Source organism: Methylobacterium sp. 1030 (assembly GCF_040544715.1).
Taxonomy (GTDB): Bacteria; Pseudomonadota; Alphaproteobacteria; order Rhizobiales; family Beijerinckiaceae; genus Methylobacterium.
The window spans coordinates 19,998-41,298 of record NZ_JBEPKM010000031.1 but is presented as its reverse complement, the minus strand read 5'-3'; the positions used below and the strand labels follow the sequence as shown (position 1 = coordinate 41,298).

At 72.6% G+C, this 21,301-nt stretch carries 22 protein-coding genes; 10 read left to right on the top strand and 12 right to left on the bottom strand.

Annotation, left to right across the window (positions count from 1 at the left end):
* The first annotated feature begins 727 nt into the window (after window positions 1-727).
* Genes ABIC30_RS29455 through metB form a run of 3 tightly spaced genes read left to right on the top strand, consistent with a single transcriptional unit; the run spans window position 728 to window position 3,647 of the window.
* Window positions 728-1,828, top strand: a complete 1,101-nt coding sequence (locus ABIC30_RS29455; protein WP_020093940.1) for a catalase family peroxidase — start codon at window positions 728-730, stop codon at window positions 1,826-1,828.
* On the top strand, window positions 1,825-2,427 hold the full coding sequence (locus ABIC30_RS29450) for a cytochrome b (protein WP_020093941.1): 603 nt from the start codon (window positions 1,825-1,827) through the stop codon (window positions 2,425-2,427). Before ABIC30_RS29455 ends, ABIC30_RS29450 begins: the two co-directional genes overlap by 4 nt.
* A gap of 59 nt (window positions 2,428-2,486) precedes the next feature.
* Window positions 2,487-3,647, top strand: coding sequence for a cystathionine gamma-synthase (gene metB / locus ABIC30_RS29445; protein WP_354456546.1), 1,161 nt, complete (start codon window positions 2,487-2,489; stop codon window positions 3,645-3,647).
* Between the two features lie 9 nt (window positions 3,648-3,656).
* On the opposite strand, the gene ABIC30_RS29440 is transcribed toward metB, so the two are convergent.
* Window positions 3,657-4,412, bottom strand: coding sequence for a hypothetical protein (locus ABIC30_RS29440; RefSeq protein ID WP_020093943.1), 756 nt, complete (start codon window positions 4,410-4,412; stop codon window positions 3,657-3,659).
* A 153-nt stretch (window positions 4,413-4,565) separates the two neighbouring features.
* Window positions 4,566-6,695, bottom strand: a complete 2,130-nt coding sequence (locus tag ABIC30_RS29435; RefSeq protein WP_020093944.1) for a TonB-dependent receptor — start codon at window positions 6,693-6,695, stop codon at window positions 4,566-4,568.
* 579 nt (window positions 6,696-7,274) lie between these two features.
* On the opposite strand from ABIC30_RS29435, the gene ABIC30_RS29430 reads away from it, so the two are divergent.
* From ABIC30_RS29430 to ABIC30_RS29420, 3 genes are all read left to right on the top strand, one after another.
* Window positions 7,275-8,255: a hydroxyacid dehydrogenase gene (locus ABIC30_RS29430; protein WP_020093945.1), complete on the top strand. Its 981-nt coding sequence runs from the start codon at window positions 7,275-7,277 to the stop codon at window positions 8,253-8,255.
* Window positions 8,256-8,553: 298 nt separating this feature from the next.
* The gene (locus tag ABIC30_RS29425) at window positions 8,554-10,899 is read left to right on the top strand and encodes an Orn/Lys/Arg family decarboxylase (RefSeq protein ID WP_020093946.1); all 2,346 of its coding nucleotides are present in this window, start codon (window positions 8,554-8,556) and stop codon (window positions 10,897-10,899) included.
* Window positions 10,899-11,477: a GNAT family N-acetyltransferase gene (locus ABIC30_RS29420; protein WP_020093947.1), complete on the top strand. Its 579-nt coding sequence runs from the start codon at window positions 10,899-10,901 to the stop codon at window positions 11,475-11,477. The genes ABIC30_RS29425 and ABIC30_RS29420 overlap by 1 nt, the downstream gene beginning before the upstream one ends.
* Window positions 11,478-11,641: 164 nt before the next feature.
* Here the strand turns inward: ABIC30_RS29420 and ABIC30_RS29415 are convergent, their stop codons facing one another.
* From ABIC30_RS29415 to ABIC30_RS29405, 3 genes are read right to left on the bottom strand one after another with little or no spacing between them, the layout of a single operon-like run.
* Complete coding sequence (locus ABIC30_RS29415) at window positions 11,642-12,214, bottom strand: YceI family protein (protein ID WP_354456545.1); 573 nt, start codon at window positions 12,212-12,214, stop codon at window positions 11,642-11,644.
* Window positions 12,211-12,816 carry a cytochrome b gene (locus ABIC30_RS29410; protein WP_026605046.1) on the bottom strand — a complete coding sequence of 202 codons (606 nt, stop codon included), beginning with the start codon at window positions 12,814-12,816 and terminating at the stop codon, window positions 12,211-12,213. The genes ABIC30_RS29415 and ABIC30_RS29410 overlap by 4 nt, the downstream gene beginning before the upstream one ends.
* A 16-nt stretch (window positions 12,817-12,832) precedes the next feature.
* Window positions 12,833-13,453 (bottom strand): YceI family protein, encoded by a 621-nt coding sequence (locus ABIC30_RS29405; protein WP_020093950.1) that lies wholly within the window; start codon window positions 13,451-13,453, stop codon window positions 12,833-12,835.
* 101 nt (window positions 13,454-13,554) lie between these two features.
* Between ABIC30_RS29405 and ABIC30_RS29400 the strand changes: the two genes are divergently transcribed.
* Window positions 13,555-14,511, top strand: a complete 957-nt coding sequence (locus ABIC30_RS29400) for a LysR family transcriptional regulator (RefSeq protein WP_026605047.1) — start codon at window positions 13,555-13,557, stop codon at window positions 14,509-14,511.
* 176 nt (window positions 14,512-14,687) lie between these two features.
* The gene (locus tag ABIC30_RS29395) at window positions 14,688-15,050 is read left to right on the top strand and encodes a cupredoxin domain-containing protein (protein WP_042670121.1); all 363 of its coding nucleotides are present in this window, start codon (window positions 14,688-14,690) and stop codon (window positions 15,048-15,050) included.
* Between the two features lie 14 nt (window positions 15,051-15,064).
* Here the strand turns inward: ABIC30_RS29395 and ABIC30_RS29390 are convergent, their stop codons facing one another.
* The 3 genes from ABIC30_RS29390 to ABIC30_RS29380 all read right to left on the bottom strand — a co-directional run bounded on the left by ABIC30_RS29390 (window position 15,065) and on the right by ABIC30_RS29380 (window position 17,058).
* Entirely contained in the window at window positions 15,065-15,484 is a 420-nt protein-coding gene (locus tag ABIC30_RS29390) for a hypothetical protein (protein ID WP_234081627.1), read from the bottom strand.
* A gap of 483 nt (window positions 15,485-15,967) precedes the next feature.
* The gene (locus ABIC30_RS29385; RefSeq protein ID WP_042670101.1) at window positions 15,968-16,174 is read right to left on the bottom strand and encodes a hypothetical protein; all 207 of its coding nucleotides are present in this window, start codon (window positions 16,172-16,174) and stop codon (window positions 15,968-15,970) included.
* Between the two features lie 98 nt (window positions 16,175-16,272).
* On the bottom strand, window positions 16,273-17,058 hold the full coding sequence (locus ABIC30_RS29380) for a spermidine synthase (RefSeq protein ID WP_026605050.1): 786 nt from the start codon (window positions 17,056-17,058) through the stop codon (window positions 16,273-16,275).
* A gap of 152 nt (window positions 17,059-17,210) precedes the next feature.
* Between ABIC30_RS29380 and ABIC30_RS29375 the strand changes: the two genes are divergently transcribed.
* A complete protein-coding gene (locus tag ABIC30_RS29375; protein WP_020093955.1) occupies window positions 17,211-17,462 on the top strand; it encodes a hypothetical protein in 252 nt (83 codons plus the stop codon).
* 42 nt (window positions 17,463-17,504) lie between these two features.
* Here the strand turns inward: ABIC30_RS29375 and ABIC30_RS29370 are convergent, their stop codons facing one another.
* The 3 genes from ABIC30_RS29370 to ABIC30_RS29360 all read right to left on the bottom strand — a co-directional run bounded on the left by ABIC30_RS29370 (window position 17,505) and on the right by ABIC30_RS29360 (window position 19,711).
* A complete protein-coding gene (locus tag ABIC30_RS29370; protein ID WP_020093956.1) occupies window positions 17,505-17,960 on the bottom strand; it encodes an SRPBCC domain-containing protein in 456 nt (151 codons plus the stop codon).
* 128 nt (window positions 17,961-18,088) lie between these two features.
* Window positions 18,089-18,382 (bottom strand): hypothetical protein, encoded by a 294-nt coding sequence (locus ABIC30_RS29365; protein ID WP_020093957.1) that lies wholly within the window; start codon window positions 18,380-18,382, stop codon window positions 18,089-18,091.
* 42 nt (window positions 18,383-18,424) lie between these two features.
* Window positions 18,425-19,711, bottom strand: a complete 1,287-nt coding sequence (locus ABIC30_RS29360) for a Zn-dependent hydrolase (protein WP_020093958.1) — start codon at window positions 19,709-19,711, stop codon at window positions 18,425-18,427.
* 461 nt (window positions 19,712-20,172) lie between these two features.
* Here ABIC30_RS29360 and ABIC30_RS29355 point away from each other — a divergent pair, with 461 nt between their 5' ends.
* Window positions 20,173-20,763, top strand: coding sequence for a PAS domain-containing protein (locus ABIC30_RS29355; RefSeq protein WP_020093959.1), 591 nt, complete (start codon window positions 20,173-20,175; stop codon window positions 20,761-20,763).
* A 54-nt stretch (window positions 20,764-20,817) separates the two neighbouring features.
* On the opposite strand, the gene ABIC30_RS29350 is transcribed toward ABIC30_RS29355, so the two are convergent.
* The gene (locus ABIC30_RS29350; protein ID WP_020093960.1) at window positions 20,818-21,252 is read right to left on the bottom strand and encodes a GlcG/HbpS family heme-binding protein; all 435 of its coding nucleotides are present in this window, start codon (window positions 21,250-21,252) and stop codon (window positions 20,818-20,820) included.
* Window positions 21,253-21,301 lie beyond the last annotated feature (49 nt).

Below are 21,301 nucleotides of genomic sequence, written 5' to 3'. Positions count from 1 at the left end.
AGATCGGCACAAGTCTACTCACGCTAGATCTCTCGACCTAGCCGCAAGGACAAACGCCGCCCGCGTCTCCCTTCCTCAATCCAACTTGTCAAAGATCAGTAATCACTCTCGTAATTACCGGCTGAGAAGAAGTCAAGTACCTTGGCTTTCGCCAGATCTACTTTTCTAAATCTCGGTAAGTCCGTCCAACCCGCCCCGTTTTTCTTCCGGACCGCGTCGGGAGGCGCCGTATAAGCTGCCCCGGACTTTCCTGTCAACCACCCTTTTCCCCGGCGACGGAACCGAACCGGCCGAACCGGATTTCAGTCCCTCCGTCGACAGAGCGCGACGCGGAACGGCCCGGAGGCCCTTCGGTGCGGCGCTGGACGATGGACGCTCCCTCACGCACCCGGTCCGGGTCGAGCCTGCGCTCGCGCCCGACGGCGTCGCGATCCCGAAGGATCGGTGCTGGCCGGTAATGCTGAGGAAGTTCCGGCGGACGGCGTGCCGTCGTGACCGGTGAAGCGGATCTAAGGGTCCGAACCGCCTTGCGCAAGGGGCCGAGCGCGGGGCGGCCCCGACCGGGACGCACGGCTCGCGGATCGCGGCCGGCCGGCCCGCTCGCCGGCCCCCACCCCCACCGGTCGACGCGGGTGCTCCCCCCGGCGCTGCGCACGACCCACACCGCCTGAAACCATCGCGGCGGGTGCGCGAAGAGGCGTGATCGCGGTTGATCCTGAGGCACTCGATGACGCTGCTGCACGATCTCACGGGTGCGTCCCCCGGCATGACCGGGACCGCCCTGCTCCTGCGCCTCTCCGCCATCGGCGCGGCCCTGGCCGGGACCGCCGGCACCTTCGCGTATGCCGGCGGCTGGCTCTCGCCCGGCCAGCTCACGCCGGCCCGGATCATCGACCGGTTCGAGCAGGTGAACGGGCCGCATCCCGGCTTCCGGCGCAACCACGCCAAGGGGATGTGCGTCGCGGGCCGCTTCACGGGCAGCGGCGCGGGCGCGCGCCTCTCGAAGGCGGGCGTGTTCGCGGCGGGACGCGTGACGCCGGTCGAGGGGCGGGTGGCGCTGGCCGGCGGTCAGCCCTACGCGGCCGACGCCGCCGCCACCGTGCGCAGCCTCGCCCTCCGCTTCGGGCTGCCGGACGGCGAAGAGTGGCGCACCGGCATGAACAACATCCCGGTCTTTCCGGTGCGCACACCCGAGGCCTTCTACGCGCAGCTCCTCGCGGCCAAGCCCGATCCGGCCACCGGCAAGCCGGATCCGGAGCGCCTGAAGGCCTTCTTCGCGGACCATCCGGAGAGCGCGAAGGCCGCCGCGCTGATCAGGGCGCGGACCGTGACCGCGGGCTTCGCCGACAGCACCTACTGGAGCCTCAACGCCTTCCGGTTCGTCGCCGCGGACGGCGCCGCCCGGCCGGTGCGCTGGGCCCTCGTCCCCGACCCGACGCCGGCGGCCGAGGCCGCACCGGGCGGCGCGAACGCCCTGTTCGACGCGCTCGCCGCGCAGCTGGCCCAGGGCCCCCGGCACTGGCACCTGATCGTCACGCTCGGCCAGGCCGGCGACCCGACCGCCGACGCGACGCGGCCCTGGCCGGCCGACCGCGAGACGGTGGATGTCGGCACCCTGACGCTCACGGCGGCGACGCCGGAGGCCGCCGCCAGCTGCCGCGACGTCAACTTCGATCCGCTGGTGCTGCCGGACGGCATCGCGCCGAGCGACGACCCGCTGCTGAGCGCCCGGTCGGCGGCCTACGCGCGATCCGTCACCCGCCGGTCCGGCGAGGCCAAGACCCCGAGTGCCGTCACCGGCGCCGCGATCCACGGAGCCGCCCTGTGACCGAGCCCGACCGCTTCGACCGGCCCGCCCGCCTGCTCCACTGGACCATGGCGGCGCTGATCCTGGCCATGCTGCTGATCGGCGTCGCCATGGTGGCGTCGCTCGCCGAGTACGGCGCCCTCGTGGCCCTGCACCGGCCGCTCGGGATCCTGATCCTGGTCCTCGCCGGGCTCCGACTCGCCTATCGCTGGCGCCACGCCCCGCCGCCCCTGCCGGCCGATCTTCCGGGCTGGCAGAAGCGCGCGGCCCACGCCTCGCACATCCTGCTCTACGGGCTGATGCTGGCCATGCCGCTGATCGGCTGGGCGATGCTGTCGGCGGCGCGCTACCCCGTCATCCTCGCCGGTTCGGTCGTCCTCCCGCCGATCCTGCCGCAGGACCCGATGCTGTACGCGGCCCTGCGCCGGCTCCACACCGCGCTGGCCTACGGGCTGTTCGCCCTGATTCTCGCGCATCTGGCGGCGGCGCTGCTGCACGCGCTGATCCGCCGGGACGGGGTCTTCGCCAGCATGGCGCCCTGGCGGTCGACACCGGCGAGGACCACCGAGACGCCGAGACGACCCTCTCGTTCTCTTGAAAGTCTGATCCGTTCTCCATAAAGAACGCTCGCCCGCCTCGGTCGGACGGGGCGGGCGATCTCTGCGTGGAGGACAAGGCGATGTCAGAGGGATTAGCGGCGCGTACCGTCGCGGCGGCCAACGGCGTGGCCCAGGACGCGGCCTTCGGTGCGGTGATCGCGCCGATCCACCTGTCGACGACCTTCAGGTTCCCGGCCTTCGAGCAGCCCGGCCCCTACGATTACTCGCGCCTGGGCAACCCGACCCGGGACGCGCTGGCCGACACGATCGCCAAGCTCGAGGGCGGCGCCCACGCCGTCCTGGTGGCGAGCGGCATGGCAGCCCTCGACCTCGCCCTGTCGAGCCTGCGGCCCGGCGATCTCCTGGTCGCGCCGCACGATTGCTACGGCGGAACGCACCGCCTGCTCAGCTTCCGCGCGGAGCGGGGCCATTACCGCGTCGCCTTCGTCGACCAGACCGATCCGGACGCGCTGGCGGCGGCCCTGGCCCAGGGACCGAAGGTCGTGCTGATCGAGACCCCGAGCAACCCGCTGATGCGCGTGGTCGATGTCCGGCGGATCACCGCGGACGCGAAGGCGGCCGGCGCGCTGGCGGTGGTGGACAACACCTTCCTGTCGCCCGCCCTGCAGCAGCCGATCGCCCTCGGGGCGGATCTCGTCGTCCACTCCACCACCAAGTTCCTGAACGGCCATTCCGACGTGATCGGCGGGGCTGTGATCGCCGCCGACAAGGCGATGGGCGAGGACCTCGCCGCCTGGGCGAACACGATCGGCGTCACCGGCTCGCCCCTCGACGCCTACCTGACGCTCCGGGGCCTGCGCACCCTGTTCGTCCGTGTGGAGCAGCAGCAGCGCAACGCCGCGGCCCTGGCGGCCTTCCTCGACGCCCATCCGGCGGTGGCGCGGGTCCACTATCCGGGCCTGCCGACGCATCCGGGGCACGCCCTGGCCAAGGCCCAGCAGGCGGGCTTCGGGGCGATGTTGAGCTTCGAGCTGGCCGGCGGCCGCGACGCGGTGAGGACCTTCGTGGAGGCCCTGCGGGTGTTCACGCTGGCCGAGTCGCTCGGCGGCGTCGAGAGCCTGATCGCCCATCCGCCGACCATGACGCACGCGGCGATGGACCCGGAGGCCCGCGCCATCGCGGGCATCACCGACGGGCTGCTGCGCCTGTCGGTCGGCCTGGAGGCGGAGGCCGACCTGCTGGCCGACCTGTCGCGGGCCTTCCGGGCCCTGGACGGCTGAGCCGGCCGGTCACTCCTCCTCGACCACGCTGAACCCGGACTCGTCCTCGACCACCCGGAAACGGGCGCGCTGCACGGTCCGGGAGCGCTCGGCCGCCTCGTCGCGGCACTTGTCGAGATGGGCGGCGCGGTTGACCACCCGCAGGTTCGGCGCGCCCCAGTAGCCGAGGAGCTCCGGCCAGGGGGCGTCGCGGTGCTCGCGCCAGACCCGGTAGAGCGGCAGCAGGTGGTCGACCTCGGCGGTCCTCAGCAGGCGCTTGCCGGTGGTGGTGCAGCGGTGGCGCTGGCGGAGCTTGAGCGCCCGGACCTGGGCGTGCGGCGCGATCCAGAACTTCCAGGCCGCGACACAGGCCGCGTGCCAGCCGGCATTGGTGTTGGGCGCGCCGCGCCCCCAGAGATCCCGGTGCCAGCCGAACCGGAAGACCGGCTGGCCGCAGATGCAGCAGGCGCCGCGGCCGCGGGCGAAGGCCGGATCGCGGAACGGCGCGGGCGGCGTGCGGAAGCTCCCGGCCCGCCCCTCGGCCCCGATCTGCCAGGCCCAGCCCTCCGGCGTGCCGGAGCGCGCCGCCAGCGCCCGGGCCAGCCGGTCGGCCCGGAGGATGTGGTTGCGCCAGTAGCTCTCGACGGCGAGCCGCGGCGTCGGCGGGATCAGGGGCCGCGCGAGGGCGTGCTGCAGGACCGGTGCCGGGAAGATCGCCGGCAGGGCCTTCTCCAGCCGTTTCCGGGCCTGCACGTTGCGGAGGGTGCGCCAGCTCGATGTCGTCATGCCAAACCGGTGGTAACCCGGCCGGCTCGGCTCCGCGACGGCGCCGGTGCAACAGCTTGCCGGTCCCGCGCGGTCGCCGCTCAGAGTTAAGAAAATGTTTCCCGTGAAACATCGCGCCGCTCGACAGGCCCGGCGCGGCCGCACTGGTCCGGCTCAGAGATCCACCGCCATCGACAGGAGGTAGGTGCGCGGCGCGCCCTGGAAGAAGGTGCCGAACGAGGCGACCCCGGTCCAGTACCGCGCGTCGGTCACGTTGAGGACGCTGGCCCGGAAGGTCGTCGGCCGCTCGGCGACGCGGGTCGTGTAGCGCAGGCCGAGGTCGAGGCGGGCCCAGTCCGGCAGGGCCTGGGTGTTCGCGAGGTCGACGAACTGCCGCCCGGTATAGATGACCGCGCCGTTGAGGGTCAGGCCGGGCAACCCGGGCAGGTCCCACTCGGCCCCCAGGCTCGCCTGGACCTCCGGCACGCCGATCGGCCGGTTCCCGCGATTGGCGGCGAGCGCCGTCCTGACGAGGCGTCCGTCGAGCAGGGTCACGCCGCCGACCACCCGTACCTGCGGGGTGATCTCGCCGAACAGGCTCAGCTCGAGCCCGCCGACGCGCTGCTCGGCGGTCGCCGCGAAGCGCCCCTGCGGGCCGAGCTCGCCCGCGGGCTTCGTGATCCGGAAGGCGCCGAGCGTGGCGCCGAACCGGCCGAGATCGAGCTTCACGCCCGCCTCGACCTGTCTGGCCACGTAGGGCTCCAGGATCGTGCCGGAATTGGTCGCCACCGCCGGGGCCACGTCGCCGCGGCTCAGGCCCTCGATATAGTTGCCGTAGAGCGAGACCGAGTCCCAGGGCCGCACCACGAGGCCGACCATCGGGGTCGTGGCGCTCTTGTCGTAGGACGAGGTGAGCGTGCCGACATTCGACACGTAGTTGTGCGCCTCCACGCGCTGGCGGCGCACGCCCAGCGTCAGCAGGACGCGCTCGTCGAGGGCCGACAGCGTGTCGGCCACCGCGATCCCCGACAGGGTGCTGTCGGACAGGCGGGGCCGGCCGACGCCGTAGATCGGCGCGATGTACGGGACGAGGGTCGGCGCGTAGAGGTTCGACAGGTAGGCGCCCCGGCCGGGCGAGAACCGCCGTGCCGTCGCCTCGTCGTACACGGAGCCCTGCACGGTCAGGGCGTGCCAGATGAAGCCGGTCTCGAACCGGGCCCGGACGCCACCGTCGTAGGTGAGCCGGTCGACGCCCAGCGCGTAGAATTGCGGCGTGCTGGTCGTGTCGCCGCGGCCATTGAGGATCGTCGGCGCCGACTGGAAGTAGCGCTCCACGCCTGTCTGCCCGCCGCCGACATCCGCGAACAGCGTGACTTGATCGGTCAGGTCGTACTCGGTGCGCAGCAGACCGCCGCGATCGTCGACGTCCGAGTATTCCCAGGGCTGGGTCAGGTTCAGGCGGCCGTCGGGCGCCCGCGGTACGGGCACGCCGGCCCGCAGGAGGAACGGGCGCAGCGGCGCGTTGAAGCGGTCGGTCTGCGCCAGCAGGTAGAGCCACGCGCGGAACCGGTCACCCTGGTAGTCGAGGGCCAGGGCCCCGACGCCGGTCGTCTCGGTCTGGCGGTCGAAGGGCGTGGCACCGCCGTGCAGGCTGCCGACGACGCGGGCGCCCCATTCCCGCCCAGGCCCCCAGCGGCGGGCGACGTCGACCTGGCTGCCGCCCCAGGCGGACGAGCCGTAATCCAGGGTGACGCGGGTCAGGTCCGCGCCGGCGCGCTTGGGGACGATGTTGACCACGCCGCCGACCGCGCCGTTCGGCGACACCCCCGTGAGGGCGGCGGACGGCCCCTTCAGAACCTCGATGCGCTCCACGTAGTCGGTGAAGATGCGGAAGCTCGGGGCGACGCCGTAGAGCCCGTCGAAGGCGACCTCGCCGCTGGTGTTCTCGTTGGACGGGAAGCCCCGGATGGAGAAGGAGTCGAACGGCGCCCCCGTGGTCTGGGTGGCGCGCACCGACGGGTCGAGGACCAGGGTCTCGGACACCGTCCGCGCCTGCCGGTCTCGGATGAGCGTGTCGGTGTAGCTGGCGATGCTGAAGGGCGCCTTCTGGGTCTCGGTATCGCCGAGGAGGCCGAGGCGCCCGCCCTGCGCCACCTGACCGCCGGCATAGGCCGGGACCGGGCCGCGCGGCGCGGCCGCGCTCGCGACCGACAGCTCGTCGAGCTGGACGTCCCGGCCGGCCCCGGCCTCCTCGGCGCGGGCGGCGTGCGGCCCGGAACCGACGAAGCCCAGCAGGACAGCCATCGGGAGAACCGGCCGGGCCGCGCGCCGCCGGCGCCGGTTCCTTGCGGAAACAGGTACTGAAAAGTCGTGGGACTGCATTGTCGTGACGATGGCTCCGAATCACGGAGCAAGGCAGCAAATATCTCTACATGTGTCAAAAATACATTTGGAGTAATTACAATTCTACAGTGCGATCGCATCGCTGATCGAACATTGTCGATATTTATTTTCGTATATACATAGATGTATTTCAGGACGTCGTGTTTATCAATGACGCGACCATCTTCGCGCGATCGGGGCGACGATTTCACGGAGGGCCGGGCCACAGCTCGGCCGAGGCGCACGGCCGGGATCATCGGTCCGGACGAGGCCGCCGAGGTCGGACCCGGCCGCGATTTCCCGTGGATCGTGCGCGGCCGGTCGGGCCGCCGGGGCGTTCGACCGCGCGACCACCGGATCCCGACGGGCCCGCGGGAGCGCCGACCGGCGGCCGCGGCGCCGCGATCGGGGCGCCCGGTTGCCAGGGTTGCCCACCCCGCCTAGACGGGCCCGGCGCGAAACGTGCTTGTCACCCCTCCTCTTGTGCAGAGGTCTTCTCCCGTGATCACCGGTCCGTGCCTCATCGTCCAGCCGATCCACGCGGCGGGCCTCGACCGGTTGCGCGCGGCCGGCCTGGAGCCGCGCCCGGCGAGCGGGACCGATCCCGAGACGCTGGCGCGCGAGGTCGCCGACTGCGTCGCCGTCATCACCCGCAACACCGGCTTCCCGGCCCGCGCCATCGCGGCGGCGCCGGCCCTGCGGGTGATCGGGGTGCACGGCACCGGCACCGACCACGTCGCCACGGCCGAGGCGACCGGGGCCGGGATCGTGGTGGTGAACACGCCCGGCGCCAACGCCGTCTCGGTGGCCGAGCAGACGCTGGCGCTGATCTTCGCCCTGGCCAAGGCCCTGCCGGAGGCCGACCGCTCGGTCCGGGCCGGCGACGACAGCTTCAAGTTCACCGCCCGGCTGATCGAGCTCGCCGGCCTGACACTGGGCCTCGTCGGCTTCGGGGCGATCGGGCAGGCGACCGCCCGGCTCGGCGCCACCCTGGGCCTGCGGGTGCTGGCCTACGGCCCGAGCCGCCCGGACGCGGACTTCGCCAATGCCGGCGCCCTGCGGGCCGCCTCGGTCGACGCGCTCCTGGCGGAGTCCGACATCGTCTCCCTGCACGTGCCGCTGACCCCGGGCACCCGCGGCCTGATCGGCCGGGACCAGCTCGCCCGGATGAAGCGGGAGGCCTTCCTGATCAACACCAGCCGCGGCGGCCTGATCGACGAGGCGGCCCTGGTGGAGGCGCTGGCGGCGGGCACGATCGCGGGCGCCGGGCTCGACGTCTTCGCCCAGGAACCGCTGCCGGTCGACCACCCGCTGGCCCGCCAGCCCCGGGCGATCCTGACGCCCCATGTCGGCGGCTCCACCGGGGCGGCCCTGATCCGCACCGCCGAGACCGCCGCGGCCCGCGTGGTCGACGCCCTCGCCGGCCGGCGGCCGGGCGGGCTGGTCAACCCGGCCGTCTGGGAGCGGCGCCGCGGGGTGTGATGGTCCCCCCTCTCCCGTGCGGGAGAGGGTTGGGGTGAGGGACGAGAGGCTTCGGGATCAAGCACCCGATCGACGCGATTCGAGGGGGAGCCTCATCCGGTGAGGTCTCACCCCTCAGCCTGTCCCTCTCCCGCACGGGAGAGGGGACCCGCGGCCGATCCTGACGGCGCGGCGGTCGTGGCCGGCCCGGTTCACGGTGTTTCGTCCGGACCGCGACCGCCCGCCGCGCGCCGTGTCATGCAATCGTCGCAGACGGGCCGGAAAGCCACCCGCTGCATCCGAGGCCAGAGAGGGCTCCATGGACTTCCACCGTCGCTTCACGGTCCTGATGTGCGCCCCGGCCTTCGACCCGGACGATCTCGAGGGCGCGCGCGTCAACCAGATCGTGGCGGCCGTGGAGCAGCGCGGCTTCGAGGTGGTGCGCGCCCGACGGGTGGAGGACGCGGCCATCGCGGTCCAGACCGACGCGGCGGTCGGCTGCCTCGTGGTCGACTGGGGCAAGCGCGGCCTCGACGGCAAGGCCGCCGCCCTCATCGACATGATGCGCCGGCGCGGCCTGGAGATGCCGATCGTCATCATGGTCCGCCGCAAGCGGCTGGAGGATATCCCGGTCGAGCTCCTCGACTTCATCGACGGCTACATCTTCCTCGCCGAGGAGACGCCGGAATTCATCGCCCGCGGCCTCGTCAGCCGGGTCACGCAGTACGCCGAGACCCTCAAGACCCCGTTCTTCGGCGCGCTCGTCGACTACGCCGAGAAGGGCAACCAGCTCTGGACCTGCCCGGGCCACAACGGCGGCATCTTCTACAACCGGTCGCCGATCGGCCGGATCTTCGTGGAGCACCTCGGCGAGGCGATCTTCCGCGACGACCTCGACAACTCGGTCCTCGACCTCGGCGACCTCCTGACCCACGAGGGTCCGGCGCTGAAGGCCCAGAAGGAGGCCGCCAAGATCTTCGGGGCGGAGAAGACCTACTTCGTCCTCAACGGCACCTCCGCCTCCAACAAGATCGTCCTGTCCTCCCTGGTGGCCGAGGACGACCTCGTCCTGTTCGACCGCAACAACCACAAGGCGGCCCACCACGGCGCCCTGTTCCTCGGCGGCGGCATCCCGATCTTCCTGGAGACCGACCGCAACGCCTACGGGCTGATCGGGCCGATCTTCCACGAGGCCCTGGACGAGACCCGGATCCGGGAGAAGATCCGCCGCAACCCGCTGGTGACCGACCCGGAGGCGTGGCGCCAGGAGCGGCCGTTCCGCGTCGCGGTGATCGAGCAGTGCACCTACGACGGCACGATCTACGACGCCCAGGAGATCCTGGAGAAGATCGGCCACCTCTGCGACTACATCCTGTTCGACGAGGCCTGGGCGGGCTTCATGAAGTTCCACCCGCTCTACGCAAGGCGCTTCGCCATGGGGCTGACCGGGCTCGACGAGACCTCGCCCGGCATCGTCGCCACGCAATCGACCCACAAGCAGCTCGCGAGCTTCAGCCAGGCCTCGCAGATCCACACCCGCGACGGCCATATCCGCGGCCAGACCCGGCGGGTCGAGCACAAGCGGCTCAACGAGAGCTTCCTGGTCCACGCCTCGACCTCGCCCTTCTACCCGCTCTTCGCCTCCCTCGACGTCGGCGCCCAGATGATGAAGGGGCGCTCGGGCATGATCCTGTGGGACGACACGATCCGGCTCGGGATCGAGTGGCGCAAGAAGGTCCGGGCGATCCGGCGCGAGTTCGAGGAGAACGAGCGCGATCCCGCGCGGCGCTGGTTCTTCGACCCGTTCGTGCCGGACGTGACGGTGAACGTCGACGGCGCGGAGGTGCCGTGGGAGAGCGTGCCGACGGACGAGCTCGCCGCGACGCCGCGCCACTGGGAGCTGAAGCCGGGCGCGCGCTGGCACGGCTTCACCCATGTGGCGCCGGGCTACGCCATCACCGACCCGAACAAGCTCACCGTGCTGACCCCCGGCTTCGACCGGCACACGGGGGCCTACGCCCAGCACGGCGTGCCGGCGCCGATCGTGGCGCAATACCTGCGTGAGAACCGGATCGTCGCCGAGAAGAACGACCTGAACTCGCTGCTCTTCCTGCTGACCCCGGGGGTGGAATCCTCCAAGGCCGGCACGCTGATCTCGGGCCTCGTCGCCTTCAAGCGGCTACACGACGACAACGTCCCGCTGGAGGAGGCCATGCCGGAATTCGTCAACCGCCGGCCGAACCGCTACCGGGGCGTGCGCCTGCGCGACCTCTGCGGCGAGTTCCACGCCTTCCACCGGGAGGCCGGCACCTCGACGCTGCAGCGGCGGCAGTTCGCTCCCGAGCACCTGCCCGAGATGGTGCTGCCGCCCAAGCGGGCCGCCCAGCTGCTGACGCGCAACAAGGTCGACTACGTGCCGATCGCCGAGGCCGAGGGGCGGATCGCCACCACGCTGATGCTGGTCTACCCCCCGGGCATCGGCACGGTGCTGCCCGGTGAGCGCCTGGACGACCGGGCCAAGCCCATGCTCGACTATTTCAAGATGTTCGAGGCGTCCGCCAACCTGTTCCCGGGCTTCGAGGCCGAGATCCAGGGCGTCTACCGCGAGGTCGACCCGGACGGGCGGATCCGCTTCCACACCTACGTGGCGCGGGAGGGCGCCTGATGGAGATCGAGGCCGAGACGCCCGGCCTGCTCCCGGCCCGGTCCTGCCCCGACATCGTCATCCGCGCCTCCTCGGACGCCGATGTCGAGGCGATGGTGGCGATCTACGAGCACCATATCGGCAAGGGCGTGACCGATGTCAGCGTCGCCGAGGAGGACCGGCTGCTCCCCGACGACCTGAAGCGGCGGCGCAAGACCATGCGCAAGAAGCGCCTGCCGCACCTCGTGGCCGACCGGGACGGCGCGGTGGCGGGCTACGCCTACGCGGTGCCGTTCCGGAAGCGGCCGGCCTACCGCTACACCCTCAAGCACTCGATCTACGTGCATCCCGACCACCTGCACGCGGGGATCGGCCGGCGGCTGCTGCCGGCCCTGATCGAGGCCTGCGCGGCGGGCGGCTACCGCCAGATGATCGGCTACATCGACGCCGAGAACGCGGCCTCCCTGCGGCTTCACGAGGCCTGCGGGTTCGAGCGGGTCGGCTACCTGCGGGCGGTGGGCTTCAAGTACGGCCACTGGTCGGACAGCGTCATGGTCCAGCGGGCGCTGGGCACCGGGTCGGAGGACCGGCCGGGGTAGCGGGCCGGGACCGGGCGGCCTCCGACGCCCGGCCGCCGTCATCGCGAGCGCAGCGAAGCGATCCAGTCGCGCCACACTCATGGAGGGCGCGCTGCCCTGGGTCGCTTCGCTGCGCTCGCGATGACGGAGTGCGTGACGTCCGAAGGATCCGACCCGAGCCAACCTCAGTGGCCGGAGGCCGGCCGCGCCGTCGCGACGATGTCGACCTCGACCCCGACGTCGAGCGCCACCCACTGGCCCGAGGCCCAGGCACCCTGCCCGACGCCGAACTCGGTGCGGACCAGGCCGACGCGCCCCGCGGCGTGCGCCGCGCCGCCCTCGAGGGTCAGGTGGAACGGCAGCGTCACCGGCCGGCTCGTGCCGCGGATCGTCAGAGTCCCGACGGCCGCGTAGTCGCCCTGCCCCTTGTCGACGAAGCGGGTCGCCTCGAAGCGCGCCTCGCTCGCCGCCCTGACGTCGAACCAGTCCTTCTGCGGCAGGGCCTCGTCGCGCTGGACGTCCCCGGTCCGCGCGCTGGCGAGGTCGACCAGCACGAGCGCGCGCCCCGCCTCGGGCTTGGCGGGGTCGAAATCGATGTCGGCCTTGAACCGCTCGAACCGCCCGGTGAACGGGACGCCGACCTGCACGCCGGAGAACCAGATCGCGCTCCTGGCCGGATCCACCGCCCAATCGGCGGCGGCGGCCGGCAAGGTGACGGCCTGGAGAACCGCCAGCAGGCAGAGGTGACGCGCGTTCATCGGGTCGGCTCCACATTGGGGGCAGTCGACGCCCGGCGCCCCGGCAGCATGCGGCGCAGCACGTCGTCGCGGAGGAGGAGGTGGTGGCGCAGGGCCGCCGCCACGTGGACGGCGAGAAGGGCCGCCAGGAACCACGCCCCCAGGGCGTGGACCCGCTTCAGGACGGCCTCGGCGGAGCCCGGGTCAGGGACGATGGCCGCCAGCGGCAGGTGCGGCCAGGGCACGATCCCGTACAGCACCGTCGGGATGTTGAACGGCGACAGCGAGACCACGGCCCAGCCGGTCAGGGGCAGCCCGACGAGCAGCAGGTACAGCAGGTGATGGGCCGCCGCGGCCGCCCGGCGCTCCCGCGCCGGCATCCCGGCCGGGTGCGGCGGCGGCCGGTGGGTCAGGCGCCAGAGGACCCGCAGGGCCGTCAGCGCCAACACGGTGATCCCGACCGACTTGTGCCACTGGTAGAGCTGGAACTGGCGCAGCGGCGCCAGGGCCGCGTGCGTCATGGTCAGGCCGAGGCCGATCAGGACGAGCACGCCCAGCGCGCTCGCCCAGTGCAGCAGGATCGCCACGGCGGAGTACCGCCGCGCGGAAACCCCTCGCGCCATGGCGGATTCTCCCAGGTCAGTCCTGCTTCTCGAAGGCGCCCGCGATGGTGAGGTGCAGTTCGTCGCCGATCAGCGGCACGTAGGTCTTCACCCCGAACTCGGAGCGCTTGAGCGTGCCGGTGGCCTCGAAGCCGACCGTGTACTTCTTGCTCAGCGGGTTCACGCCGGCGCCGACCAGGGTGACGTCGAGGGTCACCGGCTTGGTCACGCCGTGGAGCGTCAGGTCGCCCGTCACCTTCGCGTGGTCCTTGCCGGCCGGCACGACCTTGGTGGACACGAAGGTCATGTCGGGGAACTTGGCGGCGTCGAGCCACTGGTCGCCCTTGAGTTCGTCGGTGAGCTTGGCGCTGGTCGTCGTCACCGAGGCGACCGGGATCTTCACCGAGAGCTTGGCGGCGGCCGGGTTCTTCGGCTGCAGCTCCAGCGTGCCGGACACGTCCGAGAAGCCGCCGGCGTAGTTCGAGAAGCCCATGTGGGAGACGCGCCAGCCGACCTGGGTGTGGCCGGGATCGACCGCGTAGGTGCCGGCCTGGATCTGCGCCGGGTCGCGGGTCGGTGGGGTCTGGGCCAGCGCGGGGGTGGCGACCGGGGCGGCGACCAGCAGGGCCAGCAGGCCGGAGGCGAGAATCGACTTCAAGGGTGTCTCCTGCAGAGCAGACGGCCGAGCGCGATTCGCTGCGCCGCAGCCGCCGTGTAGACCCGTTCACGGCACCGGTTGAGCCTGCTATCCGGCACCGCATGGTTGCGAGAACGGAAACCTTCCGGGGCGGGCTCGACGACGTGCGGGCCTTCTGCGCCGTCGTGGATCTCGGCACGGTGACGGCCGCGGCCGCGACGCTGCAGGAGACCAAGGGCAGCGTCAGCCGTCGGATCTCCCGCCTGGAGCGGGCTCTGGGCGTCCGGCTGATGGCCCGGACCTCCCGGGCGGTCTCGCCGACCGCCGAGGGCCTCGCCTTCTACGCCAAGGCCCAGGAGAGCCTGACGCTCCTCGACGAGGCGACCGAGACCGCCCGCGACGCCCGCACGGTGCCGGCCGGGCACCTGCGGATCACGACCTCGATCGATTTCGGGATCGAGGTGATGCCCGAGATCGTCGCGAGCTTCCGGGCCGCCTACCCGCAGATCACCGTGGAGATGCTCAACACCGACGCGCGCCTCGACCTCGCGGCCAACCGGATCGACCTCGCCCTGCGGCTGGGCGGCGCGGAGGAGACCGGCTACCGCGCGATGGTCCTCGCGACCCTGGCGCTCGCCCTCTACGCCGCCCCCGCCTACCTGGAGCGCCGCCCGGCCCCGACGGACCTCGCGGGCCTGCGCGACCACGACCTTATCCTCGCCCGGGAACGGATCGGCACGGCCGGGCTCACCCTCTCCGACGGGCAGGGCCGCACGGAGCCGCTCTCGCTGAGCCCGGCGATCCGGGTCAGCGACTTCGCGACCGCGCTCCGCCTCACCCTCGCGGGCGCCGGGATCGGCCATCTCCCAAGCCTCGTGGCCGCCCGGGCCGTGGAGGCCGGGCAGATCGTGCGCGTGCTCGGGCCCTGGGCGACCCGCAGCAGCACCTTGCGCGCCGTCACCCTGGCCGGGCGCGAGCTGCCGGCCCGCGTCCAGGTCTTCCGCGAGCATGTCCGGACCGTCCTGGCCTCGCGTGGATGCCCCCGCGACAGCGCGGGATCAGACGGCGAATACAGATAAATAGATTTCTTTATCTGTATATGCGCTATACAGCGGCCCAACTTGATAAATTTTTACCGGATATCGTAGCCCCCGGTTGAGAGGCTGCGCGCATGCTGCGACGCGGCGGCAAGCTCGGCCGCACGGCCAGGGCCCCGAGGGTCCGGCCCGCAGCGCGTCACGTCTGGATCTCGGTCATGTCCCTCCGCAGCCGGTGCCTGCGCGCCCTCGTGTTCGCCGGGATCCTGGCGCTGATCGGGACAACCATCGGTCTCGGGACGGCCCGGGCCTCGCTGCCGGCCACGACGCGGATCGTGCTGCAGAAGGCGGGCCGGTACATGCCGACCGACCTGTACCTGCGCCGCGGCGACACCATCGCCCTGCGCAACGGCGACGCGCGCCTGACCCACCACGCCTTCATCGAGGCGGACCGGTTCTCGTTCGACGCCGGCACTCAGGAGCCCGGCACCGAGACGCGATTGACCCTGGCCGAGCCGGGCGATTTCGTCATCCAGTGCGGCATTCATCCGAAGATGAAGCTCACCCTCCACGTCGAGTAGGGATCCGGGAGCCCTCAGCCGTCGCGGCCGAATCCTAGACCGCGGATGATGTCGCCGATGGGATCGATCTTCTGCGACGGTGCGGCCGCCGGCGCGGGCTGCGGCGCCGCGGCGGTGACGGTCGGCCGGTCGGATTCGGCGGTGCGGACGAGGGCGGCGTGGCGGAGGCGGGCCGCCCGGTGGACGCCGCGCTCCGTCCCCTTCGCGCGGTGCGCCGCGGTCCTGCGCGGCGGCCCGGCCGGGCGCGCCATCTCGGCGGGGAGCGGGGCAGCCGGCATCGCAGTGTCCGGGACCGTCGCCGCGACCCGCGGCGCCGGGGCGGCTGCCAGGGCACCCGTGGTCTCCGGCGCGGCGAGCTTGGCCGGCGGGTCGACCCAGGCGCTCCGCGAGACCGGTGCGGCGGCCGGCTTCGAGACCGGCGCGGCGTCCGTCACGGCAGGACGCGCGGGACGCGTCTGCACCTCGTAATTGCCCGGATGCAGAATATGCGCGGCCGCCACCAGCCCGAATACGGCAACGGCAGTCGTCCCAAGTGTGGAGCGATAGTGTTCCATGGCGGAAAAACGTACCGCCAAGCTCCGGGTTCCGCGCGGTCGAGACGTCGGGGCGCGGTCCGCGCGGCGGGTCGGCCGGCGGAAAGAAAAAAGGCCACTCCCGAAGGAGCGGCCCGAAGTCTAGGGAGGAAACGCCCAAGAAGGGCAGCGGGATCGCGACGCCATCGCCATCCCGCAGTGCAAAGATAGGATACCGCATTGCGGCATGCAATGGATCGAGCGCCGCGGAGGCATGCATATGTACCCGGGTCAGACTGCACACCCATGCGAGTTTCGCATGGCGCCGCGCCGGCCCACGAGCGGGCCGGGATCTTGGGACGCGATGCTCTTCGGGCGGACCTGAAATCGCCCCGCGCGGCGGGTCTAGGCGCCGCCGGACCGGCCGTCCTGGCCGATCAGGCGCTCGACCTCGGCTTCCGCGACGGCGCGCGCCGCGTGCTCGGAGGTGTGCGGGCGGTACGACCCCCGGACCAGCTTGCCGCGGTCGCGGATCGCCCAGGTGAAGTGACCGGGATCATGCCGGCTCGGCCTGACCTCGACCGTGTAGAGATGCCCGCCCGTCGCACCCATGCCGGGAATGTGCGGAGGCGTCCGGCGCCGGGACAGGGGGTGCGACCGTGCGCGGCAGCCCCGTCCTCCGGACCGCCGCAGCCCGCGCTGAAGCCGCCCTAGCGTCCCGGCCGGCGCCGGCCCTGGGCCGGTCCGCGCGGTCTCGGGCCGCCCGCCGCCCGGTCGTCGCCCGGCCTCCCGTCGCTCTGACCCGGGCCCTCGACCCGCCCCTCGGTCCGGGTCCCGAGCCAGACCACGTGCTTCGGGCCGCTGCCCCGGCCGCTCGCGTGGACGCGCTGCTCGTCGACCGCGAAGCCGGAGCGCTGCAGGCGGCTCTTGAACTTCCGGTCCGGGGCGCCCGACCAGACGCCCAGGATACCGCCCGGCCGCAGGGCCCAGCGGGCGCGCTTCAGCCCCCAATTGTCGTAGAGCCGGTCGTTCGCCTTGCGCATCAGCCCCTCCGGGCCGTTGTCGACGTCGAGCAGGATCGCGTCGTAGCGCTCCGGTCCGGCCTGGATCAGGCGGTTGACGTCGGCCTCCTGCAGGTCGACCCGCGGATCGTCCAGGCAGCCGGCGAAGACGTGGGCGAGCGGCCCCCGGGCCCAGGCGACCACGGCGGGCACCAGCTCGGCGACCACCACCTGCGCCTGCGGCCCGAGGCCCTCGAGCGCCGCCCGCAGGGTGAAGCCCATGCCGAGGCCGCCGATCAGGACCCGGGCGCGGGGCCGGTCCTGGAGCCGCGCGCAGGTCATCGCCGCGAGCGCCACTTCCGAGCCGCTGCGCCGGTTGTTCATCAGCTCGATCGTGTCGGCCATGATGGCGAACTCGTCGCCGCGCCGCATCAGGCGCAGGTCGGTGCCGCCGCCGGGCACGGATCCGGTATCGAGATGAACCCAGGGTATCACGCGCGCGTCCTCGTTTGCCGGCGCCCTGTCATGCGGGCGGCGGAGGGATCGCGGCGGGAGCGGGGCGGCGCGCGGGCCCGTCCGTGCGCGCCGCGCACCCCCGCCCGGCACCGCGCCTTGCCGCGACCGATTCCGGCGGCGTATCAGCACCTATGGCCAAGCGCATCAAGTCGAGACCGCAGGAGCGGGGCTCCGTTCTGTTCGATATCGTCTTCGCGGACGGGTCCCGGGCCTCGAACCGGCGCGTGCCGGCCGAGATCCTCGGCGGCCTCGACGGCGACGAGCCTGCCCGGCAGCTCATCGCCGAGCAGGAGGAGGAGATCGCCCGCAAGGCCGGGCGGCCGGGGCGCGCGATCGAGAGCCTGACCCGCTCGCCGATCGTCAAGCCGAAGCCGGTCGCCTGACCGCGTCGGCCCGGAGCGGTCCGGAACGGCCGAGACCGGCCCTCAGGCGTTCTCGGCCAGCCGGCGCGCGACCTCCTCGCGCAGGGCCTCGTTCATCGCGGCGAACCGGGCCTGCATGCGCGTCCGCAGCCACGGGAACAGGCCGGGGGCGAGCAGGCCCGCGACGGTCTCGGCCTGGACGAGGCGGACGCCGTCGGCGGTCTCGGTGATCCGGATCTCGTGCTCGCCGATGAGCAGGGGCGGCGTCGGGATGCCGCCGCGCCACGTGAGCCGCCGGCCGGGCTCCCAGCAGGTCACCGTCACTTGGCGCGCCCGGTAGGCGCGGCCGTTCAGGGTCCGCTCCAGGCGCCAGCGCGCGCCCTCGCGCAGGCGGCCCTCGGCCTTGCGGATGTACGGGTTCCAGGCCGGGTAGGAATCGAGGTCCGTTAACACGGACCAGACCAGTCCGGCCCGCGCGGGGATCGCGATCTCCGTGCTGCTGATCCGAGCGCCCGTCATCCGTCCCTCCCGGCGATCCGGCGACCGTTCGCGCCGGCCGCTCCCGCTTTCCGAGAACGCGCACCGCCCGCTCCGCGGTCCAGACCGCGGCGCAGGCCGCGGTTCAGCCGGCGAATCCAGCGCGCGGCTCAGACCGCGCCCTCGACCACCTCCAGCGCCCGCAGGATGGCGAAGCCGATCCGCTCGGCCTCGGCCTCCGCGTCGGCGGGGAGCAGCGCCACGGTCTCGACCCCCGGCTCGTCCTCGGGCCCGACCACGATGCGGATGACGTCGCCCTCGACCGCCGACGGGTCGTGGATCAGGCCGACCCGGTGGCCGGCCCCCGTGCCGAAGACGCGCAGGGGCGCCTGGGCCGGATCGGGCTCCGGCGCCGGGTTGCGGGGGACGCCGAAGGCGGGGCGGATGACGTTGTCGTCGGACATGCGGGAACCCGGTCTCCGTTCGTGCGCGGCCGGCGGCGCGGCTCATTCCGGCCCGGTCCGGGGGCCGGCGAGGCCCGCCGTCGCCAGCACGGCGTCGGCCAGAACCTCCAGGCCGGCCCCGGCCCAGGCCGGCGTGATGCTCTCGGCCTCGTTGTGGCTGATCCCGCCGTGGCAGGGGCAGAACACCAGGGCCGCCGGCACCGCGCGGGCGCAGTAGACGGCGTCGTGGTAGATCGCGGTCGGCATCCGCGTCCAGGCATGGCCCCGCGCCTCGGCCGCCGCCTGGACGCGGTCCACCAGGACCGGGTCGAACGGGGTCGGGGGGGCGCGCCAGAACTCCGCGACCTGGACGGTGACGCCGCGCTCCGCCGCCAGGGCGTCGGCCCGGGCCCGGATCCGCGCCCCCATCGCCTCCAGCTGCGCGGTGTCGCCGTGGCGGGTGTCGAGGCTGAACCAGACCCGGCCGGGCGTGATGTTGCGGCTCGCCGGCTCCGCCCGCAGCACGCCGACGGTGGCGCGGCCGCGCTCGCCGCCGGCGCCGACCGCCGCCTCCGCGATGCCCTCGAGCGACGCGATCAGCGCCGCCGCGGCCATCATCGCGTCGCGCCGGCCCGCCATGGGGCTGCCGGCATGGGCCTCCTCGCCCAGCACGGTGATCTCGTACCAGATCTGGGCGAGCGCCCGGTCGACCACCCCGACGGTGAGCCCGGCCTCCTCCAGGCGCTTGCCCTGCTCGATGTGGAGCTCGAAATAGGCGCCGATCTCCCGCAGGGCGGCCGGGTCCGCCGCGCCCTGCCAGCCGATGCGCCGCAGCTCGTCGCCGAAGGCGTGGCCCGCGAGGTCCCGGGTCGCCAGGATGTCGGCCTCCGGGACGATGCCCATGGCGACGCCGCTGCCGCTCATCGGCGGCGCGAAGCGCGCGCCCTCCTCGTTGCACCAGTTGATCAGCAGGAGCGGCGCCTCGGTCTCGATCCCGGCCTCCTGCAGGGCGCGCATGATCTCCAGCCCGGCGAGGACGCCCAGCGGCCCGTCGAACTTGCCCCCGGTGGGCTGGGTGTCGAGGTGGCTGCCGACGGCGACCGGCTTCCGGCCCGGATCGCGCCCGGGCCGGTGGAAGACCATGGTGCCGACCCGGTCCACGGTGAGCGTCAGCCCCGCCGCCTCGCCCCAGCGCTGGAACAGGGCGCGCCCCTCGGCGTCGCGGTCGGTCAGGGCCTGCCGGTCGTTGCCGCCGTTGGGCAGCGCGCCGATCCGGGCGAGCTCCATCAGGCTGTCCCAGAGCCGCTCCCGCGAGAGCGGGAGGTTGGTGCGGTTCACCGTGCGGTCCATGGCGTCTCTGCTGCTGGCCTCCCGGCGGGATGCCTACCGGAAGGTGCAGGTTACGGCGCAGCGGCAACCCGCACCAGGGCGGGCCCGGCGCGAGCCACGGGCTTCGCGGGCCGGCGGCGCCCGACGGCGCCCGGCGGTGGAGCGATCCACGGGCCGAAGTGCGGATTTCCGCCGGATCGCGGCGTCTACCGATCATTTGTGATCGAACTGTCCGCGCGGCGGCGCTGTGAATCCGGTCTTTGCGCCGCACCGGAGCGGCCCCGCATTGTCGAGAACGGGATTGTCCGGAACCGAAGTCTTGATCATCCGCAATGCAACCCGGTGGCGGGGGGCCGCGACGCCGTGTCAAAAGCCGTTCGCGCAGCCGATACTGGACTTCGGGCTCGCGGACAGCATGTGTTGCGGATTAGTCTGTCCGCCATCGTACAATCGTCGATTGTAGCCAGTTCGGAGGGGATTCCATGGTGCTGGCTTCCACGACAGCCTCGGCCCTGCAGGCCGCCGGATTCATCGGGATCTGGGACACGGATGTCCGGGCCGGCCGGTCGATGCTGGATTCGGGCGCGGCCTCGCTGATGGCGGGGGATCCGGGGCTCGCCGGGACGCCGCTGCCGCTGGACGCGGCCCTCGGCCGGATCCACCCGGCCGACCGGGACTGGGTGTTCGGCCGGATCCGCCACGTCCGCCAGACCGGCGGCCCGGTCTCCCTCGAGTTCCGCGTCGTGACCGGGGCGGGCGAGATCCGCTGGATCCTCAACCGCGGCTGCCTAACGCCCGATTCGGACGGCCTGCTGCGCGGGCGCGGCGCCTACATCGACGTCACGGACCTCTACCGGCACGGGATCCAGTCCGGGGCCATGAACGGAGCCGTGAACAGCCCTATGAACGGCGTCACGCACGGCACCACCGACGGGGCGGACCTGAACACCGCGGCCGACCACGGCATCCAGATCCACGCGGCGCTGGAGCGCCACGGCGACCCCTATCTCCGCTCGGTCTCGGGGATGCTGCTCCACGGGATCGGCCGCGCGCTGGCGCGGCGCGACCCCTGACGCGCGCCCCGGGAAGAGGCCCTGGGAAGAGCTCTCGGGAATAGCCCCGGCGGCTCAGGTCCGCCAGGGATGGGCCGGCAGCTCGGTCCGGCCGATGGCCTTGGCGCCGGCCTCCGCGACGGTGTGGTCGTTCTCGACCGTCGAGCCGCTGACCCCGATGGCGCCCGACATGACGCCGTCGGCGTCGACGATCGGGATCCCGCCCGGGAAGGTGATCAGCCCGTCGTTGGAGTGCTCGATCCCGTAGAGCGGCCCGCCCGGCTGCGACAGCTGGCCGATCTGGCCGGTCATCATGCCGAAGAACACCGAGGTCTTGGCCTTCTTCTGGGCGATGTCGATCGACCCGACCCAGGCATCGTCCATGCGGTGGAACGCCTTGAGGTTCCCGCCGGAATCGACCACCGCGATGCACATCTGGGTGCCGAGCTCCACGGCCTTGGCGCGGGCGGCCGCGATCGCCTTCTCGGCCTGCTCGATCGTCACGTGCATGGGTCACTCCCCTTCGCGTTGTTGGCGCGACAGCCTGTGACGGTTTGAA

Excerpts from the sequence above, each read along its gene's own strand:
- ABIC30_RS29360 (WP_020093958.1), bottom strand. The coding sequence starts at position 19,711 with ATGGACCGCACGGTGAACCGCACCAACCTCCCGCTCTCGCGGGAGCGG.
- ABIC30_RS29395 (WP_042670121.1), top strand. The coding sequence starts at position 14,688 with ATGTCCCTCCGCAGCCGGTGCCTGCGCGCCCTCGTGTTCGCCGGGATC.
- ABIC30_RS29375 (WP_020093955.1), top strand. The coding sequence starts at position 17,211 with ATGGCCAAGCGCATCAAGTCGAGACCGCAGGAGCGGGGCTCCGTTCTG.
- ABIC30_RS29420 (WP_020093947.1), top strand. The coding sequence starts at position 10,899 with ATGGAGATCGAGGCCGAGACGCCCGGCCTGCTCCCGGCCCGGTCCTGC.
- metB (WP_354456546.1), top strand. The coding sequence starts at position 2,487 with ATGTCAGAGGGATTAGCGGCGCGTACCGTCGCGGCGGCCAACGGCGTG.
- ABIC30_RS29400 (WP_026605047.1), top strand. The coding sequence starts at position 13,555 with ATGGTTGCGAGAACGGAAACCTTCCGGGGCGGGCTCGACGACGTGCGG.
- ABIC30_RS29385 (WP_042670101.1), bottom strand. The coding sequence starts at position 16,174 with ATGGGTGCGACGGGCGGGCATCTCTACACGGTCGAGGTCAGGCCGAGC.
- ABIC30_RS29415 (WP_354456545.1), bottom strand. The coding sequence starts at position 12,214 with ATGAACGCGCGTCACCTCTGCCTGCTGGCGGTTCTCCAGGCCGTCACC.
- ABIC30_RS29410 (WP_026605046.1), bottom strand. The coding sequence starts at position 12,816 with ATGGCGCGAGGGGTTTCCGCGCGGCGGTACTCCGCCGTGGCGATCCTG.
- ABIC30_RS29440 (WP_020093943.1), bottom strand. The coding sequence starts at position 4,412 with ATGACGACATCGAGCTGGCGCACCCTCCGCAACGTGCAGGCCCGGAAA.
- ABIC30_RS29370 (WP_020093956.1), bottom strand. The coding sequence starts at position 17,960 with ATGACGGGCGCTCGGATCAGCAGCACGGAGATCGCGATCCCCGCGCGG.
- ABIC30_RS29455 (WP_020093940.1), top strand. The coding sequence starts at position 728 with ATGACGCTGCTGCACGATCTCACGGGTGCGTCCCCCGGCATGACCGGG.
- ABIC30_RS29350 (WP_020093960.1), bottom strand. The coding sequence starts at position 21,252 with ATGCACGTGACGATCGAGCAGGCCGAGAAGGCGATCGCGGCCGCCCGC.
- ABIC30_RS29435 (WP_020093944.1), bottom strand. The coding sequence starts at position 6,695 with ATGGCTGTCCTGCTGGGCTTCGTCGGTTCCGGGCCGCACGCCGCCCGC.
- ABIC30_RS29365 (WP_020093957.1), bottom strand. The coding sequence starts at position 18,382 with ATGTCCGACGACAACGTCATCCGCCCCGCCTTCGGCGTCCCCCGCAAC.
- ABIC30_RS29355 (WP_020093959.1), top strand. The coding sequence starts at position 20,173 with ATGGTGCTGGCTTCCACGACAGCCTCGGCCCTGCAGGCCGCCGGATTC.
- ABIC30_RS29425 (WP_020093946.1), top strand. The coding sequence starts at position 8,554 with ATGGACTTCCACCGTCGCTTCACGGTCCTGATGTGCGCCCCGGCCTTC.